Raw genomic sequence first — 25,577 nt, 5'->3', positions numbered from 1 at the left:
CAGAATAACCATGACGAGATTGAGCTGCTCAATAATTTTGATGGCCTTTTGTGCCCTTTTCTGCCAGCCTCAGCTTTCCGCTCAATCGGAACAGCAGGTCGTGGCTTCTCCCAATATTCTGTTTTTGTTTGCTGATGATATGCGGGCCAGCGCCCTTACCAATCCGGCAATCAAAACCCCCAACCTGGACCGCCTGAGGTCCAGCGGGATGCTATTTACGGAAGCCCATATTATGGGTGCAGATAATGGTGCGGTCTGTGCACCAAGCCGGGCTATGCTTATGACAGGGAGGCACTTGAGCCGCCTTTTGCCGGCCGGCTTCAATATTCCGGATGATCATGCGCTCCTCGGAGAAACCCTGCAGGATAACGGCTATGATGCCTTTGGGACTGGTAAATGGCACAACAGCCGCCATACCTTCAACCGGAATTTCAATACTGGGGAGCATATTTTTATGGGCGGTATGCATGACCCCTGGAATACGCCATTATACCATTATCAACCCGATGCGGTTTATACAGATCGCCGCCCGGTTGTTCAGGATGACCGGCACAGCAATAAAGTGGATACGCTTCCCGGTGAGTATGTATTTGGAGGCATTCATGCTTCCGAAGTGTTTGCCAATGCAGCGATAGGCTTCATTGAAAGCCGCAGCCCGGGCGACAATCCCTTTTTTCTGTACACGGCATTCACGGCTCCCCATGATCCCCGGAGTATGCCCCCGGAGTACCTGGAATGGTACCACCCCGACAGCATAGCTCTGCCACCCAATTTTATGCCTGAGCATCCATTCAATAACGGGCAGTTGATTATCCGGGATGAGCAGCTGGCGGATACCCCCCGGCAACCCGAAGAAATCAGGCAGCATATCCTGGAATACTATGCCATGATCAGCCATCTGGATGCTCAGGTAGGGCGCATTCTGGAGGCGTTGGAAAAGTCCGGGCAGCTGGACCATACCATCATCGTCTTTGCGGGGGACAACGGGCTGGCAGTAGGGCAGCATGGGCTGATGGGTAAGCAAAATCTTTATCAACATTCGGTCAATGTGCCTTTGCTCATCGCCGGGCCGGGTATTCCCCGGGGAGATTCAACCCCTGCTTTATGCTACCTTATAGACTTATTCCCCACTTTGTGTGACCTGGCAGGGGCAGAGGTGCCTGCCGGGCTAGATGGCAGAAGCCTGGTCCCGGTGATCAGAGGGGAGCAGAAAACCGTCCGAAGCGTCCTTCATCTTCAGTACAAAGGCATACAGGGAGCGATTCGAAAAGACAATACCAAGCTCATCCGGTACTGGGTTGATGGAGTGGAGACACTACAACTTTTTGACCTGGAGCAGGATCCCTGGGAGGTTCGGAATCTGGCTGGGCAATTTCCTGAAAAGGCCAGTGCTTTGAAACGGGAACTCCTGGAATGGGATAAGCAACACGGTCTGGCTAGCCGGAAAAGTCAAAAATAACAGAAGAATGAAAAGTATAAACACGTGGATTTGGGCAGCCTTCGCCCCGTGGCTGACCAGCTTTTCCAACCGCCGCAAAGGGCAGGCGCTAAACCTGTACAGCCGGGACGCCGGTTATTAACCGGTAAATGGCTAAATTGCAGGACATTAACCCTTATACGCTATGGCACTGCCAAAAAATCTCTCCAAGCACTTTAAAGGCGTCCTCTTCGGCGGAAACTGGTCGGATTCCAACTACAAGGATCAGCTGTCGGATGTCGACTGGCAGATGGCGACCTCAAAAGTAGCCGGACTTAACACCATTGCACAATTGGTCTATCACGCCACTTACTACCTGCCCCATATTGCCAGTGTACTCGAAGGTGGACCTTTGCAAGCCAGGGACAAATACAGCTGGGAAACTCCGGACATCAAGTCCGAAGCCGACTGGCAGGCCCTTCTTGATGCGGTTTGGGCAGATGCAGAACGGCTGATTGCGGTGACCGCCAAACTCCCTGAAGAGCAGATGTGGGCGGACTTTTCGGCCCCCAAATACGGCCACTGCTTCAGTAACCTAAACGGGATTATCGAGCATTTGCACTATCATCTGGGGCAGATTGTGCTGTTGAAAAAACTACTCAGGGAGCAGTCCTGACATTCCTCTCAAAACAACGCTTAGCAGGTAGCCGGGAACAAGATTTTGGCAGTTTTGTTGTTATCATAACCAATACCTAAGGCTATGAAAAATTATCTCTCTTTGATTGCGCTCTTCGCTCTTGTGCAGGTGCTGGCTGCCCAGCCCATTGACCAGCAGCCTGAAGTACTTTACCATCAGACCGGCTTCTTAGTCCACAACTACTTTACCGTTGGTGACAGTATCGTCTCAGAAGAGGAGTTGGCCTTCTATTTCAAAACCACTGACCTGCAAGCCTACGAAGCTTTTAACTATGGGCTGAAGCTGGACCGAAAAAGAAGAGTAGTGGAAGGTTTTGGCCTGGCGGGTATAGCTTCAGCGTTGCTAACCAATAGCAGAAGCGTGGATATAGTGGGTTACGGAGGATTTGCACTTTCCGGGCTGGTTGCACTGGGCCTGGAAATGTGGTCGGCGCGCAAGAAAGGGACCGGGGTTTACCTTTATAACAGCAAGCGCAGCTGGAAAGCCCCTGATCCATGGCAACCTCCCGCTCCAAAAGAGTTTGAGCAGGTCCAACCGTACAAGGTAATTGATGGTCAATAGTAAGGGAAATCAGAGCTTCTCACTCAATGCCCAAAACAACTGCCGGTACCCCACTTTATCATCCTTGCCCAGGCGGACCATGATGATGTTTTTCTCCGGGTGCACATAAATGTACTGGCCCAGGATGCCAATCGCCAAAAACTCCGGCCCGCACATCCGGTAAGCGTACTCGCCATCGCGGAACGGCGCCACACTCACCCCTTCCGGAGCGGCAGCTACCGCAGATGCTGAGTCGGGCGCAACACCCCGGTACGACCGGCTGTACCACTGGTACTGGTAGCAATCGTTGGTGTAATCTGGTGTGGTGCTGCGTTCGACCCACTCCTGATCCAGCAATTGCTGGCCTTCCCACGCTCCGCCGTTCAGGTACAAACGGCCGAACTTCGCATAGTCCCGGGCCTGTGCATTCAGGCAGCAGAAAGCTTTCGTTGTGCCACTTTTTTTGCTGTCAAAGCTCCAGCTCGCCTGAAATTCCATGCCAAGGGGCTGCCAGATTTTTTCCTGTAGATACAGAGGCAGGTCTTTTCCGGTCGCCCGCTCCACAATGAGCGCGAGGAGTTGGGTGTTGATGCTTTGGTATTCCCGGTAGCTATCGGGCTCGGCGGCGAATTTGGACCGTTCCAGGGTATACTTTTCCAGTTGCCGTCCGTAGTAGTCCCGGGCTACAGGTGCAAAGGGGTTGAAATAGCTATTCTCATTGTAGTCCAGCCCGCTACGCATGTTGAGCAGGTGCTCGATAGTCAGGCGGCTGAACCGTTCGTCCCTGTCCTTCAGTTCGGGCAGGTACTGCGTTACGGGGTCGTCTACACTTGCTATGGCGCCCTCCTGAACGGCAAAGCCCACAAGGGAGGAGACAAAGGACTTGGCCACGGAAAAGGAAGGGTGAAGCGGACCATCCTCGGCATATCCATCGAAGTAATTTTCGTAAAGAATGGTATCATTCCGGATGATGAGAAACGCCAGCGTTTTACCATAATCGCTTATGTATTCCGGCAGGGTGTATTTTTTACCATCTGCGGTCAGTTCTGTTTCGGCAAGCTTCTGCTGAATACTGTCTGGCGCATAGGCAAAAGTGAAAGGCGTTTCCGGAGCGTTGATGGTCGTAGCCGGGAACTTTTTGTAATCATTGACATCCGCGAAGTTCCAAAGGAAAAAACGGCCGATGTGGCAGCCGGAAGCCAGTAAAATTAAGGCGGTCAGGATAAGTATTCGGAACAGATTTGGCATAGCAGTAGGTTTTGACGGTAAATCTAAGCAAAAAGCACTACGTTATGCCCACTCAAATCCGTTAGCAGGCACCTATAGGCTATCTGCTTCCTTTCTGAAGAAATGCTCAAGGCGCTCCACCCCGTAGCGGGGGGCGACATTATCCTGCGCCATCATGGTGAGAAAAAATTCATAGGGCCCGTAGTTTTTGGAGGAGGTAAATGCGCGCATCAGCCAGATGAGCAAACGGCGGCTCCAGTCGGGCAGGTGCAGGATATTCGGCGGACTTCCCACGGCTTTCAGGGCAAGCGCGGCGATCTCATTTTGGGTGAGAATGTCGGGGCCGCCTACTTCCAGATCGGTAGCAGATGAGCCCATCTCGTCGATGATGGTTTTAGCCAGGTCCCGCCCGTGGATGGGGTTGAGCTTGTAGTCGCCATTCCCAAACAGGTAGACTCTGCTGCTCTTCGCCATATCCAGGAAGTCGGTCATGTCTGAGAAAAACCCATTGGGGCGGACGATTTGATACTCCAGCCCGGAAGCCATGAGCGCATCCACAAACCGCTCTTTGGCTGCCATAATTTTGAGGTGGCGCATCTGCCGGCCATTGATGGCGGAGATATAGATGAACCTACGAGCGCCTGCCCGTTTGGCCTCTTCCAACAGGTTGAGGTTGGCCTGATAGTCCACATCCATATAGGTGAGCCCGTCTTTTTGTCGGGTGATCCCCACGGTAGAGATTAAGGTGTCGATGCCTTTTAGTTGCCCGCGCAGGCTTTCCGGTTGGGTAACTTCCGCCCGGATGAGCGTATCAGGAGGCAGTTGGAAGTGCTTAAGCTTCTGCGGGCTGCGGGCCAAAGCCTGGAATGGGAGCTGTCGTTCCTGCAATTCTGCGATGAGGTGCCTGCCAAGGTAGCCGGTTGCACCGGCGATCAGTATCTTTTTCATAGGAGTATTGTTGATTCTATGCAAAGATGCAGGCCCGGGCCGCGAAGATCGTCCGGGAATAAGAATCAGTACAAGCTTGCCCTCCGTATGAAATTTCGGACGCTCAGTTTACCGGTTGGCCTTGAGCCAGGCACTCGGGGTTTGCCCGGTGGACTTTTTGAAGAAATCATTAAAGACCGACTTGGAATTAAATCCGCAATCATAGGCCAGCCCCAGGATGGTGTAGTGGCTGAATTCCGGCAGCACGGCCTTTTGCTGGAAAGCGCCCAACCGCCAGGTGTTGATATACTCGTTGAAGTTTTGCCCGAGCGTTTCATTCAGCAGGCAGGACAATTTATTGGGGTGGAGGTCAATCCGGGCGGCGAGCTCCCGCAGGTTGAGCTCGGGGCTGAGGTAAGCTTGCTCGTTTTCCATAATGCCCTGCAGGGCGGCTTTGTAGTCTCCTGCTTCTTCCGGCGATAGCTTGGTGCCGGCTTTTTCTTTTTGAACAGAAGCGGTAACCCGCCCTGCCGCTGAAGTGAAGGTGGTTTGAACCAGTTGCTGGAATTCGGTTAGCGGGCGCAGGGGGCGCAGCAGCGGGTCATTGCCAAAGTTGATGTACTGCCCGTTGCGTTGTTGAATACCCTGTTTTAAGGCCGCCAACGCTTGTGCCTGGTCACCGGTGTAGAGGGGAGCGTAGATGGCCCAGGGCAGATAAATAGTGGTATCGGTTACGAAATCGGAAGAGGAGAGGCTGTTTTCCGTATGTATGGCTTCGTAGAGCCGCAAGAAATTACTGTTGATACCCCCCTTCGGTGTGCGGTTGAGCCAGCTGTGCAGTTCCTGCTGCTGGCCTTTGAGGATATAGCAGCAAGCTTTCGTCCGAATTGCCAGTTCCCAGTTCAGGTCGATGGCCAGCGCTTTATCCATCCATTGCATAGCGGTATCGTATTGCTCCTGCAAATAGTAGATATTGCCTTTGGTGTAGTGGTGGTTGGGGGATAGGGGGTTGTACTCCAGGGCCTTGTTGATGTACTCCAGCGCCTGGTCAAATTGCCCGAGTGCGGTATGGCATTCTGCGGCGGACTCCAGCGACTCTGTATCCTGAGGCGAGATCACCAGTCCCTTGTGCAGTGCCTGAAGTGCGCTGTGCGGGTCCCAGTTTATCCAGAGTGCCTGAGTGGCTTTCGCAAAATAGGCCTCTGTAGATTCCGGTTGTAGGGCAATGCCCTGCGTAAGGTAGAAATCGGCCGCAGTCAGGGCATCCAGTTTATTCATAAAACCCCAGGACCCAAGAATACCATAGCACTGTACGAGCCCAAAGTAGGGCTGATAATAAGCGGGGTCAAGTGCTATGCTTTGTTTGTAGGAATGTATAGCCCGCTCGAAATCTTCGCTTTTCCATTGGAGTTGAAAAAAGCGGCCTTTCAGGAACATCTGATAGGCTTTGATGTCCCGCGTTTTGGAGGTCACGAGGTGGTCGTCAATATCAAGGTGCCCGTAGTTTTCCCTGATTTTCTCGGCAATCAGCAGGCTGATTTCATCCTGCAGCTCAAAGATATCTGTCAGTTCGCGGTCGAAGCGTTCGGACCAGAGGTGGAAGCCGTTGTCCGTGCGCACGAGCTGTGCATGGATGCGGATGCGCTTGCCCACTTTCCGGATACTCCCGTCGAGTACTGTAGCCACGCCCAGTTGGTTGCCAATGATCCGGACATCGGTTTTCCGGTCGCGGTAGGCAAAGCTGGACGTTCTGGCTGTCACTTTGAGCCCTTCCACCCGGCTGAGGGCGAGAATGATCTCTTCCGACATGCCGTCGGCAAAGTAAGTGTGCTCCTGATCAGCGCTTAGGCTTTCAAAGGGGAGGACGGCTATGGACTTCGTTCGTATCAAGGTTGTTTAGGTGTTTTGACCGCTTAGGGTTAAAAATAGGAAATTATCAGATGACGGGTAAGCCAATTAAGGATCAGGAAATTATTCCGGCTGAAACAGGAACGGTAAACGACCCTTTTAACTTATGACAAAAGTCACCCGTCTGTAATGATATAGTTACTTTCAATGTGGATAGCATCCCCCTAATTTGTGGTCAGATTCAAACCTAAAAGATAAAACAGACATGGTTAGTAAAACTGCAGCTGAATTTACCGTAGGGAATATTACTGAGCTTCAAGAGCTTATGGCCGTCGCACCAAGTTTCACTGTTGTAAGAAATATAGAGGAACTGGTGGAGCTGGCAGCGGGCGGAAAAGGTAGTGATTATCAGGAAGTTCGCTATGATCTTCCTGATGGGCAAAGTTACCTGGAAGCTGAAGTGCTCCGCACCAAAAACGGGATTGCCGCGAATTATACGGAAGTATACATGCGCCGGCGCGATCCAAATTGCATGGTCATTGCTGATAGCTTTCCTACCGATAAGCCCACCTTTGAAGACCGGTTCGGTCATTCTTTCGACGAATTGAGAGCCGAAACCTTTGACTGGTTAAAGACCCAGCACCTGGGGATGTTTTATTACCATGCCGGGCAGCCGGGTATGGGGTATAATGCCGTAGCTGTTATTCCCGCCAACGCAGGTTTTTTTGGCTTGGGCCTGGCACTGCTGCAGGGGATTATTGACCCCATGGAATTGCCCGAAGACTTCTCACCGGAAGCGGTTATTTATACTGCCCCGCCTTTCCGTCATACCCACTTTGAGGGTAAGCAGGTAGTGGTCCACAACCGTCAGCCGGGCAAATACGAAATGTTTTCCTACAACCTCTATCCCGGGCCAAGTGCCAAAAAAGGCGTTTACGGGATGCTGATCGGGCAGGGGGAAGAAGAAGGCTGGGTAACCGCGCACTGCTCTACTGTCCGGGTAGTGACGCCTTACGATAACGTTATCACGCTCATGCACGAGGGAGCCAGTGGCGGCGGCAAAAGTGAGATGTTGCAGCAGCCCCACCGGTCACCGGAAGGCAGCCTGTTGTTAGGCAAGAATATCCTGACCGGCGAAAAAAGGATGCTGGACCTTCCCCGGACCTGCGACCTGGAACCGGTAACCGACGATATGGCGCTCTGCCATCCCAAACTCCAGAAGAACGACGGCAAGCTTTGGCTGGAAGATGCGGAAGACGCCTGGTTTATCAGAGTGGATCACATCGAAGACTACGGTACCGATATGGTGCTGGAAAAAATAACAGCCAAACCGGAGAAGCCGCTCCTCTTCCTGAATATCGAAGCTGTGCCTGGTGGAAGGGCTATGATATGGGACCACAAGCAAGATGCCCCCGGCGTGCCCTGCCCCAATCCAAGAGTCATACTGCCACGGGATATCGTACCCGGCATATACTCTGATCCAGTGCGGGTGGATATCCGGAGCATAGGTCTGCGGACGCCACCTTGTACTCAGGAAAACCCAAATTACGGCATAGTAGGCATTATGCACATTTTACCGCCTGCCCTGGCGTGGCTTTGGAGGTTAGTCGCGCCCCGTGGGCACGCCAATCCAAGTATCATTCAGACCAAAGGGATAAGCAGTGAAGGTGTGGGCAGCTATTGGCCATTTGCTACCGGTAAGAAGGTCAAACAGGCCAACCTGCTGCTGGAGCAAATCGTAGAGACACCTGATGTGAAGTACATCCTTACGCCCAACCAGCACATTGGAGCCTGGAAGACCAGCTTCATGCCGCAGTGGCTTAGCCGGGAATACCTGGCACGAAAGGGCAACGCCGAATTCCTGCCAGAGCAACTGAGCCCTTCCCGCTGTAGCCTGCTGGGGTACGCGATGAATAAAATGAAGCTGGAGCGCATCGAAATCCCTAAGTGGATGCTCAAGGTGGAGTACCAGGAAGAGGTCGGTAAAGAAGCCTATGACCAGGGTGCAAAGATTTTGTATGATTTCTTTGAGAAGACACTTGCCCAGTTCCAGGAAGATAGCCTCAGCCCTCTTGGCCAACAAATTATCGAATGCTGCCTGGACCACGGTAGTGTGACGGATTATGAAAGCCTCTTTAAAAAAGGGTAATCTCCCACTGCCTCCGGGGTTACACAAAGCTACGATTTAAAAAAACTGTTGTTGATTACATCATTCACCCTGAAGTCATTTCCGGCTTCAGGGTGTTTGTTTTTGCCTTTGCGCTCTACAAGCTGGGGCATCTCTTTGACCGGAGGCTGTTATCGCTTTACTACAGAAAAAGCAGACCGCTTTTGCCCCCATTGCACTTGTACCTGATAGGTACCCGAAGGAAGGTGGTCCCAGCCCCGGAGCATGACAGTGCCCTGGTTGGCTGTTTCAGAAACAGACTTTAGGACTCTTCCACTGCTGTCAAATATTCGGATGTGCACCGGGTCAGCTACTGTTGTACCCAATTCGATCGTCAGCGTGTCCTCTACCGGATTGGGGAAATAGCGCACTGTCGATTTCTGTGGAGAGGTGACTGCCACAGGCGATTCCTGGTAGATGCGTACGTAGTCCACTTCCATGGCGCTGCTGGTAAAGTCAGGCGCAATACTGGGCAGGATGGCGACATTAAATAACAGGTACTGCTCCGCATCAAAAGGCCAGGTCTCCGGGTTTTTATCAGCAGGGTTGTAGGTAAAATGCTCCACGCCATCTACCGCAAAAACCAGCTTCTCAGCGGTCCACTCCAGGGAATACACATGGAAGTCTGTGGCGTAGGTTGGCAGGTTTTGTCCGCCTACATTAACCGTGCCCCCAAAGCTGGAGGGCGTATGCGTGGCGCTGGAAACATAGCCGGGGTTGGTGCCCCAGTGCTCCATGATATCGATTTCTCCGCAGGCGGGCCAGGGCGTGGTGCCAAAACCTTCGTTATCCCAGTAGCCGCCATCTTCGTCAATGTTTTTGCCCAGCATCCAAAGGGCAGGCCAGGTACCGGGTCCGGTGGGCAGCTTAGCGCGGATTTCCACCCGGCCGTACTGAAAGGTGAACTTGGAATTCAGGCGGGCCGAAGTAAACTCCTTGGTATGCCCCTGATCGGTGAAGGTCTCCCGGCGGGCTTCGATTTTTAGTACGCCGTTTTCCACCCGGGTGTTTTCCAAACGGTCCGTGTAGTGTTGAATTTCACCATTAAACCAGCTGTTGCCCAGTGGGAGCAGGGTTTGGTGAAACCACTTGGTATCATCTGCAGCGCCGTCAACGTCAAATTCATCAGCCCAGATCAGCTGATTGAAAACCGGGCCAGGAGTGGAGGTGCTTTCAAATTGGACATTATCGATATAGGCTATCACCTGATCGTTGTTATTTTCCCCGTTGACCTGCAGGAGGACCCGGTCGAAGTCATTACGCTGAGTGGGCGGGGGAGAATCCGGAGACAGGTTGATGTAATTGTCATTCGCAAAGTCAAAGGTGACCGTTTGCCATTCATCCGTTACGATAGGCTTGATGATCTCGCTCTGTGTAGACCAGGGTGCTGGCAGATTGCCATCCTGCAGTTTCAGCGAAATTTGGTTGGGCTGTACTCCGGTCAGCCCGCTGGATGGCACGTAGATTTGAAGTGAGAACAGGTGCTCGCCTGAAATATCAAACGGCATATCTGCATCGAAACGCACATTGGCATACTGCCCGCCCGTATCACCGTACCTGAGCACGGTAGCAGAGGTATTGCTGCCCTGAGGGAATGGATTGGGAAAGCTGGTATCAATCTGACAGTCATCACCCGCCCACGTGCTGATGTTGCCGTTGCCTTCGAAGTCATCGCCGATAGCAATCGTCTGGCAATAGGACCACGGCGTTAGGAAGAAGCTAAAAAGCAGAAGGGAGAGCCTGATCATCGTGCAGTTTAATTTTAGTGAGAAAAAAAGTAATATACGGGCAGGAGTTTAAAAACCAGCCTTTCGCAGGTGAAAGATCGGATTTAAGACTTGGGAGTGACAAAGTATTCAACAGAAATCCATGTATCTCTCAAAACTTAAATCCCGCTTCCACCTGAAAGCCAAAATCACTTTGGTACACTTCTGAAGTGAGCAGCCGCTGGTACAGCCCGAACCCGATGACCGGGCCAAACCGGCTGTTTGGAATGAAATACAGGCTTTGCTTTGGCGCCAGCCCCAGCAACAGGTTAGTCGATTGCCTGGCAAGCCGGTCGGTAAGGCTTTCTGCGCCAACGAGCAGCATGAAATCCAAATTGATGTAAACCCGGTCGGTGATTTCCCGGAACGGGCATATACCAAACATACCGTAGTTGAGCCGGGCTTTCACGATACCAGACCGGGCAAAGGGTTGGTCTTCAATCTGCAAAAACTCTCCACCAAGCCGCCAGGGGAAAAACCAGCCTTTATGGGAAGATTTAGAGCTGCGGTAATAGCTGAACTTCCAGCCTTCGGCATTGTCGCCTGCAGCGTAGCCAGCCAGCAGCAGGTTTAAAGGGACGATCTTTTGTTGGTCCAGGCGTTGTTTGAGTTGATCCTCTGTTACAGGGGTGCCAGCCTCCGGATTATCCCAGTCAGTATTACTGAACTCATCTAGGACCTGGTTTAGGGCCCGCCGTATTAAAGCCTCTGACGGCTCCTTCCCGGAAACAGAAACCCGGGTTTTGAAAAGTAAGACTTTATACCGTTCCCGTTGCTGGTAAAAAGAGGCTTGCAGTACGACTTCCAACTCCTGATCTGCACCGGAGGGTGCAGGGGTAAGCCACAGCTCGTCCACACCCATGATAACAGGCAGGTCCCCTGCATCTCTGGGCACGGCTCTATCCAGGTAGTTACTGAAAGCATTCGTCAGCCCTCTTGCCAGGTCCACGGGGACTTTCCTGGATTGTGCCCCAATGAAGAGATAGCCAATGCTATCCGTTGCAGGGCGGCTGTCCACTACCTTTTTTATGAAAAAACCGGCGATCGTCGAGTCCGGTGGCGTATCCCGGAGTGCGATGAACTTTTTTTGCCCGAAGGCTGCCGCGCCAAAAAGGAAACAGAGCGCAAATAGTAACAAGTGCTTTTTCATGATTGATTATCCGTTGACTCTATCTTACAGAGGTTTAAATACCTTAATGTACCATTTTTTCACCGGAATAGCCTTAACTTACTGTGGCCTAAAGCCGCTCTGTTACACCCTTCCTGAGCCTTCTGAACCATGACTTTAGCTTACTGTTAGAGTTATTGTTCTGTAAATCAGTTTGTTGTATTTTTTTGGTGAAAATCATTTGTTATGCGTGCACCTGTCATATTAGGATTTGTTTTCTGCTTCCTGCTTAATTCGATTGCAGCTCAGGAGTACGATACCTGGAGCGGGCTGCACAACCGGCCCGCCAGATTGGGAACAGACGCCAGTATGGTGGTTGTAGGGGAGGAGGTGTTCCTGGAGCAGCGTGATGAAATGAGCGAGGTTTTCCTGTACAAACTCAACCTGGAAGGGGAAATACTGGATTCGCTGGTTCGCGGGGATTTTGGCCCCTATTCCTTCTACGAGCAACTGCACGCAGACCCTGTAGACAGTACCCTGTGGATGATTGGCTTTGCCTACCTGCTGGAGGATGGAAACAGCGCTGCGCCCAACTTGTCTGTATTGCACTTTGACCGCGATCTGGAGCTGATCAGCTATCATACTAATGATGCGTTGGCGGACTTTTTCTCACCCAATATGGCTATGGTTAGCAATGAATCCAGCTTTGTCCGAAAAGGCGACCGGATATATGGCCGGTACTATGGCCGCCGCCTGAATACTTCGAATATTTTGCCTTACGATATTGTCATGGATACCGCCTGCAATGTTTTGAATAGCACTCCTGCAGATTTTTCCCAGCCTTATGCCGTTATGGCTATGGTGGAGGATCGGCTGTTTGGTTGTTTTGGATCCCTGTTCTCGGAGCTCAGTCTGGTCAGTTTGGAGCCCATTCAGGAAAACGCCCACGACTGGCTTGGTACCGCTTATAATTTTGATGGTTTTGGATTTACGAACATCGGGAATTTCTACCCCTACTTCAAGCCGAATGACGGTAATCAGGTCTTTGCCAACAGGATTTTTGAGCTCAATAGTGCAGACAGCATCTATCAGTCTATTGAGATTAGGACGCCTGATTTTGAGTTAATCCGCCGGGCGGTAGTGCATGGGCTGGCTATCGAAGGGCCAGGCCTGGAAGACGGTGATCTGCGCCCGGCATACCGATATCCATTAGACTTCAATTCGGATGACGAGTATTTTTTATTAGGCTTTGATTTTGCGAATGGCAACCGCTGGCGCCTGAGTAAGGCAGATGCTAACCTGGAGCGTATGTGGGATGTGCATCTGTTGCTACCCTTTGATAACAGCCGGGCTACGGGGGTGGTAGCGACTCCGGATGGGGGGTGCCTGGCGCATGGTCAGGTCATCCGCGACGACCTTTTCCCGGAGGAAAGCCGTCACATCATCTACAAGTTCGACTCGGAAGGAGAGATGACCAATGCGGAATTACTGGGCCCAACTCAGGCACCTGAACCTTCTGTTTTTCCTAATCCCTGCACCGAGCGGGCGCAGTTGTCCTTTCCCGAAGTATGGTCAGGCAGGCAAATGGAGGTGGAAATCCTTAGTAGCAACGGGCGCCCGGTGTATCAACAGTCTGTGGTTGCCGGTAACGAGATGAATGTTTCCACTACCAACTGGGCCACCGGTATTTATTGGGTCCGCTGCCTGGATGCCGCCACGGGGCAGCTGTTGGGGGCGGTTCCGCTCAAAGTGAGCCGTTAGTGCTGCAGCGGTTTGGGTACGCCTGCCTGTAAGCCGCTCACTGATCTATTGCCTGGGCGTAAAGTATGATACCTATCATCCATTTTCCGGCTATTCGCGGTTTTTCGATGATTAAGATCAGCGCGAGGCACAGCGCAGAAGGGTACCTTAGGGATCAAAATATTCTGAGATGCGATTCTTACTGGCCTTTATCCTGCTGTTACACGGGATCATCCACTTTTTCGGATTTTTAAAAGCGTACAATTTCCATCAGTTTGAGCAGCTTACCCAGCCTATTGCGCGGCCTCAGGGTTTGCTGTGGCTCCTGACCGGCCTCTTGTTTATCGGAGCGGTGGTACTTTATTTGAGCGGCGTCCAGTTTTGGTATGGAGTGGCTATGGCTGCAGTCGTGCTTTCACAGTTTTTGATATTCCACAATTGGGGGGATGCCCGCTTTGGCACAGCCGCCAATTTGCTTATTTTGATTCCAGCCCTGCTCAGCTGGCAAAGCTACCGGTTTGAGCGTCGGTACCGGGCGGATGTACAAGCCGGCATAGAGCGGACACAGGCTATTCAGCAGGATTTGCTCACAGAAGAAGACCTTGAGTATCTGCCGGCTCCGGTGCAGCGCTATCTCCGGTACGCCGGAGTGGTTGGGCAGCCCAAGGTACACAGCTTCCGCGCCCGGTTTAAGGCAGAGATGAGGGGGAAAGGACAGGATTGGATGCGGATGGACTGTGAGCAGTACAATTTTTTTGATACCGATGAACGGCTGTTCTTTTTGAGCGCTAAAGTCAAAGGGCTGCCCGCTCAGGGCTACCACCGGTATCAGGGGCATGAAGCCAGCATGGATGTGCGCCTCTTCTCTTTACTGCCAGTGGCTCAGGCCGACGGGGCGGAGATGTTTATTGCGGAGACCGTTACCCTGTTCAATGACATGTGCTTTCTGGCGCCCGCCACACTGATTGATCAACGGATTAAATGGGAGACGATCGACCGGCAAACGGTACAGGCTCATTTTACCAATAAAGGCACCACCATCGGCGCCAGGCTCTTTTTCAATGACTATGGGCAGCTGATCAACTTCGAGTCCTTTGACCGCTACGATATCAATGCCATGCGACAGTACCGGTTTACAACTCCATTGAGCAATTACAAGCGATTCGGCAACCACCGGTTGGCATCCTACGGAGAGGCCACCTGGCATTATCCCGATGGCCCCTTCGTGTATGGCAAGTTTACGCTAAAGAAAGTGGATTACAATCCCAAACACGGAGTCTTAGGATTACCGTAATGAAAAGTCGATGGGGATGTTCAGTTTGCGGGCCCCGAGGTAAGCCTGATTGCTGACGACCGCCGGAGCGCTATCTATAACCCGCTTTACTTCGCGGCTGAAAGCAGGGTCGGGGCTCTGAAGAATTTCGTAAGCCTGTACTTGCCCGAATGGGTTGAGTGTGACTTTTACAGTAACCCGGCCTTCAACCATTTTTTCCCGCAGCAATTCCGGGTAGGTGACCCGTGTAGCAATGTGCTCTAGCAGGGTCCGCTGTGCCAATTGGTTGTGCTGCTTGATTAAAGCATTTCGGCGGGCAATTTTCTCATTGAGGGAGAGGGTTTCTGCTTTAGCCTCCTTAGGTGTTTCTTCATTAAAGGAAAAGTTGGCGGCATACTGCGCGCTGGCAAAGGAAAAAATGCAAAGGGTGAATAAAGCTACACAAATCGTTTTCATGATGGACAAGTTTTGATGTTTGCAGCTTTATTTATCCATTTTGAAAAAGGTTACCCTCCGTGTGAGCAATAAATTCAGCCTGCAGGTAAATACCCAAAGAGTTGAAAAATCCCCCCCCTTGCTATAACCAGTCAATTAACGTATCTTTGCGTTGCTGGATAAGCTCCCCCCTCCAGCGCCCAAATCCATCAATCCTGCCGATTTTACTCCCCTCATTCGGTGTAATGCACCTTTTTGATCATAAAATGCCTGTGCTGTAATATTGCAGTACGAAAGCGAACAACAAGTAAGCACAAAAACAGCTCCTATGAATAAACGGTATGCACAATCCGTTTCCCTGGCATCTACTGGCGCAGCCAGATTTTTTCTTAAGCCATTCTTAGCCACCCTTTTTTTGCTGGGCGGGCTGCTGAGCAGTCAGGCCCAGGTGTCCGTTACCTATCCAGAGCAGGCAGAAGACGTAGTGACCTGCAACCAGGATGGAGATCTCCGGGTGCGCCTGCGCTTTACGTCCAATAACGCTGATGCTCCCGTGGTAACCATCAACTTGCCGCCCGGACTGCAGTATAAAGCCGGTAGCCTGCAAACCTTTGATGGCAACCTAAATATCACCGAAGGTGATCTCTCTGATCCGGAATCGCCGCAGTTCCTGATTAGCCCTTCGGACGTTTCTGCAAATGACGCAGTGGACTTTTCCATTACCCGCTCCGGCGGATGTGATGCCCGGGATTTTGCCGTTGAGGGAGGCTTGTTTAAGGATACTGTAGTAGTGCAAACGGCGGCCGGCACGGTCATCGAAGATAACCCTAACCTCAATACCTATAACCTCCTGTTTGCCTCCCTGAGCCATCAGTATCCCAATGGGCCAAACAGTCAGGATACGATCATCAGCGACGTGCCGCAGACCATTGACCGGCCGGTGCGCCTGACACAGGGGGGGCTGGGTTTTGTTGACTCGGTCACCTATTTCGTTGTGCTGGGTGATGTCCAAAACTATGAGTTAAGGTACGATGGCGAAGCCCTGGTGCCCATATCTGCCAGTGGCGACACCCTTTTTTATACGTTGAGTGAAAGCTTGCATCCTGGTGTTTTTGGAGGGGACGGCCGCTTTTCCAACGGCGAGCAGATTGACTTCCGGGAGCGGTTTGAGGTGCAGACCTGCACACAGGCGCTGAATCAGGTCAGCCATCATGCCTACTGGGGGTGCGGTGCCGAAGTATGCCAGCGCACCATCCCGGCAACGGGTACGGTAGCGGTCATTGTACCTCAGCCTTCCATTTCTACCGGCACTTTATTCGAAAGAGCATTACCGGCCTGCCTGGATGGAGCGACCCCCGATCAGTTTGGTTTCTTTATCGAAAATACCGGGGCTACTACTGCTCAGATCGGCTTTCAGCTTGGTTTCGAAGGAAATACCACACTGCCGGCATTTGGGGACTACAGTGCCAACAATGCCTCTATTGACACAGCTTCTATACAGCTGCTTTTGAATGGGCAGGATATCTCCCGGTCACCGGATGAAGTGTATGGCTCCGTAAATTTCTGTACTTCAGGGTTGCCCAAAGGGGAAGTCAGTGCCGCCCGGTATTTCAACTTAACGCTTCTGCCCGGAGAGCGCCTGGAAATCCATGGCGACTATGTCTACTGTTGCCGGGAGTCCTGTAATATTAGCTACAGCTGGCCAACGCCGATTGCGCGCTTTCAGGTGCGGGACGCCTGTGGGAATATCCCACGCCTTGAATTAGCCAGCCATGATTTTGCCGATGCCCGCCTGGGAACCACGCCCACCATTATCTCGGGGCCGGCCACCATTTTTGACGGTCAGACGGTTTCCTACTGCTTTCAGTTTCCAACGCTGGACGGTTATCCGGATGTAAGCGGTGAAAATACCTATGCTGTGGAGTTGGGGATGCCCATTGATTTTGACTTGTTGTTTACAGGCAATGCTTACGCCCTTGATGTCAATGGCGATACTATTCCGTATGAGCTGGCAGGTGCAGATTCTGACCGGCCGACTATTATCATTAAGCAATCGGATTACAACGGAGGGGCCGTAGAATTCTGCTTTGACCTTTCATGGGGCTGCGGTGGGGCCGGGCTGGTTGAATTGCCCGTTGTGCTCTACCAAACAGTGGGAGCAGGGTGCGAAGAGGACTGCTACCTGGGAATCAGCTGCAGCAGTTTTCCGGTTTTATTGTTTTGTCCCGGCGGAGATTGCAACGGCGGCGGAGGTACGGTCCTTCTTAGCGAAACCAAGCGGGTGAACGTGGGCATGGCAGATCCCGGCAACGAGCGAATCTGGCAGTCCAACGCCCCGGCGGATGCGGCGCAGGCTCGCCTGGACCGGGTGGCACCTTCAGATACCATTCTGACCAAAGCTGGCCTTGGTGTGCTTGCCGGCCCCAATGCCCCATGGGTGCAGGGGCGGTTCCGGCAGACGATGCTTTATCCCTATTTCAAAGCCCTTGGTGCCAAAGCCCGGGTATATGATAACGGTGCTTTCATCGGGGAAGTCAGCACTATCCCGGTGGCCAATGTAGTTGGAGATTCCCTGTTTGAATATAGCCTTTCGGCAGCAGACTTGCATCAGCTCAATCCGGCTTTTCCGGAAAATTTCGTTTTCACGGAAGGTGACAGTGTGTACATCGAAACCCTCTATGCTTTTGATGCAGGCCTGGCACAGGGCGAATTCTATGATTATGCGCTGGAAGGCTTTAGCCCCATTACTACCTTCTGCGTAGACAATCAGGATATTCGCAACGCATTCCAGCTTTCCAATGATAACTTCCAGAGCCGGGATGCCTGCGGCGTGACTATAGACCGTGTGCAGATGGTTGCCGCAGCCGTTAGTTTTGCTTCAGGTGGATCCGGGAGCTTCACCGGGTGCGAGGAATTGACATGGGAAGTTTTCACCCGCACACAGCGGGGTTGCGTTACCAATGATGATATCGACTTCTTCCCTAATGAATTCCGGCCCGTTTTTGCTTTTGATACCCTGGCCCTTGCCAAAATACCCGGCTATACCTTCCGGCGGCTTCAATACCGGCGAAGCCCCGGGGTTTTCACTATTGACGTAGCGCCTTTCGCTGAAGATGCCGACAGCCTTTACTTTGATATCCGGAACCTGTACAGCGACCGCGGTGGTCCCATTCCGCTATGGGAAGAGCAGGCCCGTGACGAAATTCTAAAATCTTTCTGGCAGCCTTCCTGTGCTTCAGAGCAAGGCGCCGTATACGGGCGGGCCCGTGTGCAATATCAGGACCCTACTGCCAATTTGCATTACAACCAGGACCGCAGCCGCCTGCTCAATTACACCCCTATCGGTCAGTTCAGCTTTGTCCTGAACCCCCTCGTCAACAACGCCTTTACCGAAGAAAATTGCTATACCCTCTCCGTAGCCAATACCGGGGTGGGCAGTGGCTTTGATGTGCCTTATACCTGGCTGGAACTGATTAGTGAAGATGGCCTGGTATCCGTGGAGCAGGTGCGTGAAAATGGTGGCAGTCCCATAGGGCTTGATGCTGCAGGCGTGTACCGGCTTGGAGAACACCCTAGCAATACCACAGAGCAAATTGAAATCTGCGTCAGTCAAACCGGATGCCTCCCCGACAGTTTCCTGGTGGTTTATGGTTGGAATTGCGAAGGGTTTCCCGGTATGGATAATCCCATAGAGTCCTGCTTTCTCGATACGCTGGTGGCCTATATCAATCCGCAGCTTGCAGAAGTACAACTGCAAATTACCAATCAGCCCAGCCCTTCGGAGTCGCTGGAGTTATGTGCCACTGACACCATTGAAGTCCTCGTAAACAGTGCGCAGCAGGCCGACCTGGTCAATCCGGTCCTTGATGTCATTTTGCCCCCCGGTGTGGAGGTGAACTCTATGAGCGCGGGCTACCCTAACGATGCCAGTATTGTCTTTGAGCCTCTATCCGGTGCGGTGAATGGGGATACCGTGACCTTTGACCTGACCACGCACTCCCGTGTAGTGGGCGACAGCCTGCCCGGTACCTTCAGCAACCCCGGAATTGCCAACCGGCAGATGCGGGTGGTTTTTGAAATTGAGACTGGTTGTGGTTTTGATCCGACCAAGACTGTTGCGTTCTACCGGGCCCGAGGTTTCAGCCCCTGCAGCGACCCTGCTATTGGTTCTGATATTCTGGTGGCTTCCAATCCGGTCAATGTGGTAGGCACGGAGCCGCCCTATGAGACTGATCCGATGTCTTCGGTATCTGGTGCGTTACAGGGCTGTGGCAGTACGGTGCGTGTGCAGGCTGCTTTTGAACTGATGGGTGGCGGCACCACCGCTCGGGATACTTCAGTATTGATTGTCCCCCCAGGTATTGCCTATGTACCCGGCAGCCTGATTTGCGAAAGCCCCGATGCTGGCAGTTGCCCCGCCTATTCCACCACCCGGACCAATGCCGACGGGCTGGCAGAGATCCGTTTTGCCCTTCCGGAAAATTTGCCGGACGGCACAGAGATTGCCTTCAGTTTTGAAATCGAAGAGCAAGGGGCAGCCTGTGCCGCTCCGGCAGTGGCTATTTTCCGCAATACCGTCACCCGGGACCCCCTCAGTTGCGGTGGTATTCCCTGTCTGACGGAGCTGGAAGTCGCTACCGGGCAGGATACCATTGCTATACCTATTCAAAAGCCCATCTATACCTTTACGGATATCAACCTCTGCCTGAGTGAGGACAGTACATTCCAGTTGGAGGCAAAGCTGGCACTCAGTGGTTTGGGGCAGTCAGAAACCGATAGGGTGACTGTTAATGCCTATTGTATAGATGCTGACGGACAGCTGGGCGGAGTACTTTTGAGTACTCTGGAATTTGAGGGCAGCCTGTCAGCAGGCAATCTCATGCCCATTGACTTAAGTGGGGCACTCTGTGCTGGTGCCACAGGTATATGGCTGGAAGCAGTGCCCACTTGCGGGTGCGATACAACTACCCTGGCCCTGTACCCGCAAGCACCGTTGGAGCTTACCTGCCCTCAGGACTTCACCGTTTGTGAGGATGCCGGACTTGTTTCTTTGGAAGGAGGGGCGCCATCAGGAGGGGCATTTGAAGGCCCCGGCATTATGGCCGATGGTTTTCACCCGGATATAGCCGGACCGGGTTTGCACACGATCACTTACACTTACACTGATGCCCTGGGCTGCCAGAGCAGTTGCAGTTTCGAAGTGACGGTCAACGCTGTCCCCGAAGTGGCCTGTCCTGATCCGGCGACTGTCTGTATCGATACTCCCGCTTTTCTGCTTGAAGGCGCAACACCCGAAGGCGGCATGTACAGCGGGGCAGGAGTGGAGAACGGACTTTTTTACCCGGAGCTTGGGGGGATAGGGGTTCATGTTATCACATACGAGTTCTTCGATAGCAATATGTGCAGTTCGGTATGTACCTTCACTATAGAAGTGGTACCATTGCCACAGGTAAGTTGTACGGACCTGCCTGCCGTATGTGCTGAAGGGGCCCCTGTTCCGCTGGCAGGTGGGCTGCCGGCCGGAGGCAACTATACCGGACCCGGCGTAGCGAATGGTGTTTTTGACCCTGCCGCCGCAGGCCCCGGCGCACATCTGCTTACTTATACTTACACCAGCGATGAAGGCTGTGCCAGCACTTGTACCTTCGATGTCTCAGTAAATCCGGTTCCTGTCGTTACCTGCCCGCCGGATCAAGAAGTAAACCTGGCCGATGGCGGGATTACGCTGAATGGGGGCGAGCCTGCAGGTGGGGTTTACAGCGGGCCCGGCGTGAGCAGCGGGCTTTTTGTTCCTGCCACAGCAGGCCCGGGCGAGCACGTCATTACCTATACCTATACCGATGTATCGGGCTGCACCGCTAATTGTACTTTTACCATTACCGTTATTGCCGCAGCACTGGCAGAACTGGGAGACTTCGTCTGGCTGGACGAGAACCAGAATGGCTTACAGGATACAGGTGAGCCGGGGCTGGGAGGTGTGCAGGTTATTTTGGAACAAGCAACAGGCAATACCTTCATACCTGTAGATACCACCACTACAGCTGCGGATGGCTATTACCAATTCAGTACGGTGCCCGGCACGTACCGGGTCAGATTTGTGCCCACGAATGGATTGGAAGTCACCCTGCCACAACAAGGCGATGATCCGGAGATGGATAGTGACGTGCAGCCCGATGGGCGTCTCACGAGCTCTTTTTTGCTCGAAGAGGGGGCTGCTAACTTCTCCATTGACGCTGGTTTCTATTCAGTATGCGATAACGTGACTAGCCCCGGTCAGGTCGGTCCGGATCAGTATCTTTGTGGCGCCGGGAATATCCCCGCGCCGATTGTGAGTGTGGCTGCGCCTGAAGGTGGAAGCGGGGCTATTGAATACCTTTGGATGAGCAGTACGGTAGCGGGGCCTTTCAACCTTCAGACCTGGCAGCTCGTCCCGAACAGCAATACGCCGGACTACGCCCCCGGCCCGCTTGAAGAGACCACCTATTTTGCCCGTTGTGCCCGCCGGTCCGGTTGCACTGTTTATCTGGAAAGCAACATCGTGACTATTGAAGTAGGTGCCGAATCGGTGGCTGAAATTACCGGCCCTGCCATTCTTTGTGTCGGCGAGCCTGCCACCTTCACCGCTACAGATGCTGGCCCCGGTGCAATCTATGAATGGGAAATGGGGCTTGGGCTTACCCCTTCCTCCGCTACGGGGCAGGAGGTAACGCTGTCTGCACCCTATTCCCACGGGCGTTTCCGCTTTACCCTTTCCGTTACAGCCAATGGCTGCACGGCCACGCAAACCCGGCAGATCACTGCTACACAGAGCCCCTTTTACTGCGGGGTGCCCATGCCGCTTAGCGCCAGTCCGATGGATGTGCAGGGAGTCAGCTGTGTGAAAGTAGACTGGATGCGGGAGGAACTGCAGGCGGGCTATACCTACACGGTGATGCATGCTGTGGCAGGGGATAAGGTATATGAGCCGATCGCCCGGTACGATCAGCCCAAGGTTTACATTGGTAGTCAGTGTTTTTACGAGCACTTGCACGAAGACCCGGGGCCCGGCGTACACCACTACCGGGTGGCCATTCATACCCCGGAAGGAGAGGAGGTCTACTCAGAGGAAGCCGTTGTAGCCCTGCTGGACGAGGTGTTGCTGTTCCCCAACCCCGCACGGGAGCAGGTCACGGTGTCTCTGGCCAGCCCCTTTGAGGCAGGCGACCGGCTGGAGCTGTTCAATGCGCAGGGGCAGCTATTACAAGTCCTCAGTGTGCGCACCGGCGACCGTCAGCTGGATATTGACGTGTCGGGGCTGCCTTCCGGGCCCTACTTTGTCCGCCTGCGCCGGGGACAGACGCGGTGGGAGATGCTGCCATTTGTGAAGGAGTAGGGGAGGCATGTGTATAAAGAAGAGTAGCGGTTTTTAATGGTGAACAGGGGGCATCAGGAGTCGCGATGGCGCCCCGGAGTTTTAGCCCTGGCAGAGCACTAGCGGATTAAGCCATAAATCCTTGACACCCCAAGTTTCGTTCTTTTGTAGCTACTTGTCGTTGGGTCCCGGATAAATCCGGGATTACATAGCGCTGCTATGCGCGGGAACCTCGGCCTCAATTAGCTGCAAAATAACTTCAACTTAGGTATCAGAGACTTAAAACCCGAGGCACTAGCCCCAAAATCAGCGGCGTCCTATTGTCATACAATGCGGTAGGCACGAAGTAAAATCCTGGTTTGTCAGACTGTGCAGAGACACCCTTGTTAGACTTATGGTATTAGAGTCATAGGCCATGAACAACTTTTTGCCCGTATTGTTACAGTTGATGCTCTGGCATGAAGCATAGTTTAATAACAACACAAGAACTTATGAGCAAAGCTATTTTTGTGGTCGCCTTACTGTGCGGCGCTCTGCACTTGCAGGCCCAGTCATCCGAACAAAAAGCCATCATGCAAGCCATAGAAGGGGAGAGCCGGGCCTTTTACCAGAAAGACCATACGGCCTGGAGTGAGTACTACGTGCAGGGTCCTGAAGTATTCTGGGCCTGTGTGGAAGAAGCAGTGACCCTTCGGGCCAGTGGTTGGGCCGACCTCTCCCAATTTGTGAGTGCCTGGATGAAGGATAACCCAGAGCCTGTAGACTACGATGCAGCGGAATTCCGGCACACGGATATCCACATGACGATACATGGTAGCCTGGCTTTTGTATCCATGCGCAGCTCCAATATTCAACCTGATGGCAAGCTTCGTACCCTCAACAACAGCCGGACGATGCAAAATGTGGATGGAAGATGGAAGATACTGTCAATGGTCTCTTATCCGAATGATGTGCCGCAAGGGAGTACGCCTAATGTTTATGTGCATCAGTGATTTGTTGCAGTTAGTTGCGACCACAGAGAACACGGAATACACGGACTGTGGTTTGAATTCTAATGAGTTGCGATCAGGCATTTTTCCGTGTGTTCTGTGTGTTCCGTGGTATGGAAGTGTCAAATGCAGTTAGTTGCGGCCACAGAAAACACGGAATACACGGACTGTGGTTTGAATTCTGATGAGTTGCGATCAGGCATTTTTCCGTGTGTTCTGTGTGTTCCGTGGTATGGAAGTGTCAAATGCAGTTAGTTGCGGCCACAGAGAACACGGAATACACGGACTGTGGTTTGAATTCTGATGAGTTGCGATCAGGCATTTTTCCGTGTGTTCTGTGTGTTCCGTGGTATGGAAGTGTCAAATGCAGTTAGTTGCGACCACAGAGAACACGGAATACACGGACTGTGGTTTGAATTCTAATGAGTTGCGACCAGGCATTTTTCCGTGTGTTCTGTGTGTTCCGTGGTATGGAAGTGTCAAATGCAGTTAGTTGCGACCACAGAGAACACGGAATACACGGACTGTGGTTTGAATTCTGATGAGTTGCGATCAGGCATTTTTCCGTGTGTTCTGTGTGTTCCGTGGTATGGAAGTGTCAAATGCAGTTAGTTGCGGCCACAGAGAACACGGAATACACGGACTGTGGTTTAAATTCTAATGAGTTGCGATCAGGCATTTTTCCGTGTGTTCTGTGTGTTCCGTGGTATGGAAGTGTCAAATGCAGTTAGTTGCGGCCACAGAGAACACGGAATACACGGACTGTGGTTTGAATTCTGATGAGTTGCGATCAGGCATTTTTCCGTGTGTTCTGTGTGTTCCGTGGTATGGAAGTGTCAAATGCAGTTAGTTGCGACCACAGAGAACACGGAATACACGGACTGTGGTTTGAATTCTAATGAGTTGCGATCAGGCATTTTTCCGTGTGTTCTGTGTGTTCCGTGGTATGGAAGTGTCAAATGCAGTTAGTTGCGACCACAGAGAACACGGAATACACGGACTGTGGTTTGAATTCTAATGAGTTGCGACCAGGTATTTTTCCGTGTGTTCTGTGTGTTCCGTGGTATGGAAGTGTCAAATGCAGTTAGTTGCGACCACAGAGAACACGGAATACACGGACTGTGGTTTGAATTCTAATGAGTTGCGATCAGGCATTTTTCCGTGTGTTCTGTGTGTTCCGTGGTATGGAAGTGTCAAATGCAGTTAGTTGCGACCACAGAGAACACGGAATACACGGACTGTGGTTTGAATTCTGATGAGTTGCGATCAGGCATTTTTCCGTGGCACCTCCATGTGCAGCATCCAACATTAACCTCCATGATTCAGTTACAAAAGCCCCTTTAGGTCATCAAAAGGCTGGTCCGTAACAAAACCATACTGGTAAGCTTCATCATATTTCAATTGACAAAGCTGCCTATTCCTCTCATCAAAATCTCCTTAGATGGCATCCTTGCTGATTTCGTACTTATCGGCCAATTCCTTTCGGTATAGTGGTAAGGTTGCTCCTGAATGGCTCTGAGCACCCAAGTCAGCCGCGTTTTGGTCCCGTATTCATGATCTTTGGATGGCATAGTGACTTAGATTAGGGCGTAAGTTAAGCCGTATGACATTGGGAATTTAGGTCAACGTGGATATTTTGCCAAAGCAGCCAGCTCTTTTCCTTACCTTAGCTTGTATAGGCTACAAATAAATACATATTTGGTTCCTTTCTTATTCAAAGCAACCCCGATAATTATGGCATATCAAATGGTCAAGCCCTATAGTTGGTTACTGTATCTGCTAGCTGTTTTAGCCTCCTTTTTTGCCGGATTGTCCTATGCCGGCTTTATTGATGCCGGTAAGGATCAGGGGCTTGCGGCCGCTGCCATCGTTTTGGGCTATGGGGTAATCGCCGCAGCAATCGGTTTGATCGTTGCGCTGTTTGTGGCCTGGCAGACACAGCGTAGAACGATAGTGCGGTTGAATATCATTCTGGCCTTATGTATAGCCGCCTTTGCCGGGTACTTTTATATGACTTACCTGGAGCGGCAAAAAGCTAAAGCGGAAAGCCTGGAGGCAACGGAGCAAATGGTGGATTAGCCGGGACAGAGCC

Annotated in this window: 15 protein-coding genes; 9 read left to right on the top strand and 6 right to left on the bottom strand. The window is 52.3% G+C overall.

The annotated features are described in order from the left end of the window. Window positions 1–10: 10 nt before the first annotated feature. The 3 genes from ACO08I_RS07540 to ACO08I_RS07530 all read left to right on the top strand — a co-directional run bounded on the left by ACO08I_RS07540 (window position 11) and on the right by ACO08I_RS07530 (window position 2,675). Window positions 11–1,459 (top strand): sulfatase-like hydrolase/transferase, encoded by a 1,449-nt coding sequence (locus ACO08I_RS07540; RefSeq protein WP_421948956.1) that lies wholly within the window; start codon window positions 11–13, stop codon window positions 1,457–1,459. 163 nt (window positions 1,460–1,622) lie between these two features. Beyond that, the gene (locus tag ACO08I_RS07535) at window positions 1,623–2,093 is read left to right on the top strand and encodes a DinB family protein (protein ID WP_282782332.1); all 471 of its coding nucleotides are present in this window, start codon (window positions 1,623–1,625) and stop codon (window positions 2,091–2,093) included. Between the two features lie 84 nt (window positions 2,094–2,177). Continuing rightward, window positions 2,178–2,675 (top strand): hypothetical protein, encoded by a 498-nt coding sequence (locus ACO08I_RS07530; protein WP_421948955.1) that lies wholly within the window; start codon window positions 2,178–2,180, stop codon window positions 2,673–2,675. A 9-nt stretch (window positions 2,676–2,684) separates the two neighbouring features. Here the strand turns inward: ACO08I_RS07530 and ACO08I_RS07525 are convergent, their stop codons facing one another. The 3 genes from ACO08I_RS07525 to ACO08I_RS07515 form a co-directional block, all read right to left on the bottom strand. Further along, a complete protein-coding gene (locus tag ACO08I_RS07525) occupies window positions 2,685–3,902 on the bottom strand; it encodes a serine hydrolase domain-containing protein (RefSeq protein WP_282782336.1) in 1,218 nt (405 codons plus the stop codon). Between the two features lie 72 nt (window positions 3,903–3,974). Further along, on the bottom strand, window positions 3,975–4,829 hold the full coding sequence (locus tag ACO08I_RS07520) for an SDR family oxidoreductase (protein ID WP_421948954.1): 855 nt from the start codon (window positions 4,827–4,829) through the stop codon (window positions 3,975–3,977). Window positions 4,830–4,937: 108 nt separating this feature from the next. Next, the gene (locus tag ACO08I_RS07515; protein WP_421948953.1) at window positions 4,938–6,698 is read right to left on the bottom strand and encodes a helix-turn-helix domain-containing protein; all 1,761 of its coding nucleotides are present in this window, start codon (window positions 6,696–6,698) and stop codon (window positions 4,938–4,940) included. 223 nt (window positions 6,699–6,921) lie between these two features. Here ACO08I_RS07515 and ACO08I_RS07510 point away from each other — a divergent pair, with 223 nt between their 5' ends. After that, complete coding sequence (locus ACO08I_RS07510) at window positions 6,922–8,805, top strand: DUF4914 family protein (protein WP_421948952.1); 1,884 nt, start codon at window positions 6,922–6,924, stop codon at window positions 8,803–8,805. A gap of 149 nt (window positions 8,806–8,954) precedes the next feature. Here ACO08I_RS07510 and ACO08I_RS07505 read toward each other — a convergent pair whose 3' ends face one another. Together ACO08I_RS07505 and ACO08I_RS07500 are read right to left on the bottom strand one after the other, a co-directional pair. Next, a complete protein-coding gene (locus ACO08I_RS07505; protein ID WP_044229595.1) occupies window positions 8,955–10,571 on the bottom strand; it encodes a family 16 glycosylhydrolase in 1,617 nt (538 codons plus the stop codon). Between the two features lie 130 nt (window positions 10,572–10,701). Further along, complete coding sequence (locus tag ACO08I_RS07500) at window positions 10,702–11,739, bottom strand: hypothetical protein (RefSeq protein WP_421948951.1); 1,038 nt, start codon at window positions 11,737–11,739, stop codon at window positions 10,702–10,704. Between the two features lie 204 nt (window positions 11,740–11,943). Here ACO08I_RS07500 and ACO08I_RS07495 point away from each other — a divergent pair, with 204 nt between their 5' ends. Continuing rightward, window positions 11,944–13,458 carry a T9SS type A sorting domain-containing protein gene (locus ACO08I_RS07495; protein WP_421948950.1) on the top strand — a complete coding sequence of 505 codons (1,515 nt, stop codon included), beginning with the start codon at window positions 11,944–11,946 and terminating at the stop codon, window positions 13,456–13,458. Between the two features lie 169 nt (window positions 13,459–13,627). Next, window positions 13,628–14,731 (top strand): DUF6544 family protein, encoded by a 1,104-nt coding sequence (locus ACO08I_RS07490; protein WP_421948949.1) that lies wholly within the window; start codon window positions 13,628–13,630, stop codon window positions 14,729–14,731. On the opposite strand, the gene ACO08I_RS07485 is transcribed toward ACO08I_RS07490, so the two are convergent. Next, complete coding sequence (locus tag ACO08I_RS07485; RefSeq protein WP_421948948.1) at window positions 14,723–15,166, bottom strand: energy transducer TonB; 444 nt, start codon at window positions 15,164–15,166, stop codon at window positions 14,723–14,725. The two genes, ACO08I_RS07490 and ACO08I_RS07485, sit on opposite strands and share 9 nt — an antisense overlap. A 307-nt stretch (window positions 15,167–15,473) precedes the next feature. Between ACO08I_RS07485 and ACO08I_RS07480 the strand changes: the two genes are divergently transcribed. From ACO08I_RS07480 to ACO08I_RS07470, 3 genes are all read left to right on the top strand, one after another. Beyond that, window positions 15,474–22,517 carry an SdrD B-like domain-containing protein gene (locus ACO08I_RS07480; RefSeq protein ID WP_421948947.1) on the top strand — a complete coding sequence of 2,348 codons (7,044 nt, stop codon included), beginning with the start codon at window positions 15,474–15,476 and terminating at the stop codon, window positions 22,515–22,517. Between the two features lie 470 nt (window positions 22,518–22,987). Then, window positions 22,988–23,488, top strand: coding sequence for a hypothetical protein (locus tag ACO08I_RS07475; protein WP_282782352.1), 501 nt, complete (start codon window positions 22,988–22,990; stop codon window positions 23,486–23,488). A 1,731-nt stretch (window positions 23,489–25,219) separates the two neighbouring features. Beyond that, window positions 25,220–25,564: a hypothetical protein gene (locus ACO08I_RS07470; protein ID WP_421948946.1), complete on the top strand. Its 345-nt coding sequence runs from the start codon at window positions 25,220–25,222 to the stop codon at window positions 25,562–25,564. Window positions 25,565–25,577 lie beyond the last annotated feature (13 nt).

Origin of the sequence: Phaeodactylibacter xiamenensis, from assembly GCF_965229835.1 — a bacterium.
GTDB lineage: Bacteria > Bacteroidota > Bacteroidia > Chitinophagales > Saprospiraceae > Phaeodactylibacter > Phaeodactylibacter xiamenensis.
This window is presented reverse-complemented; position numbering and strand designations above follow the sequence as displayed.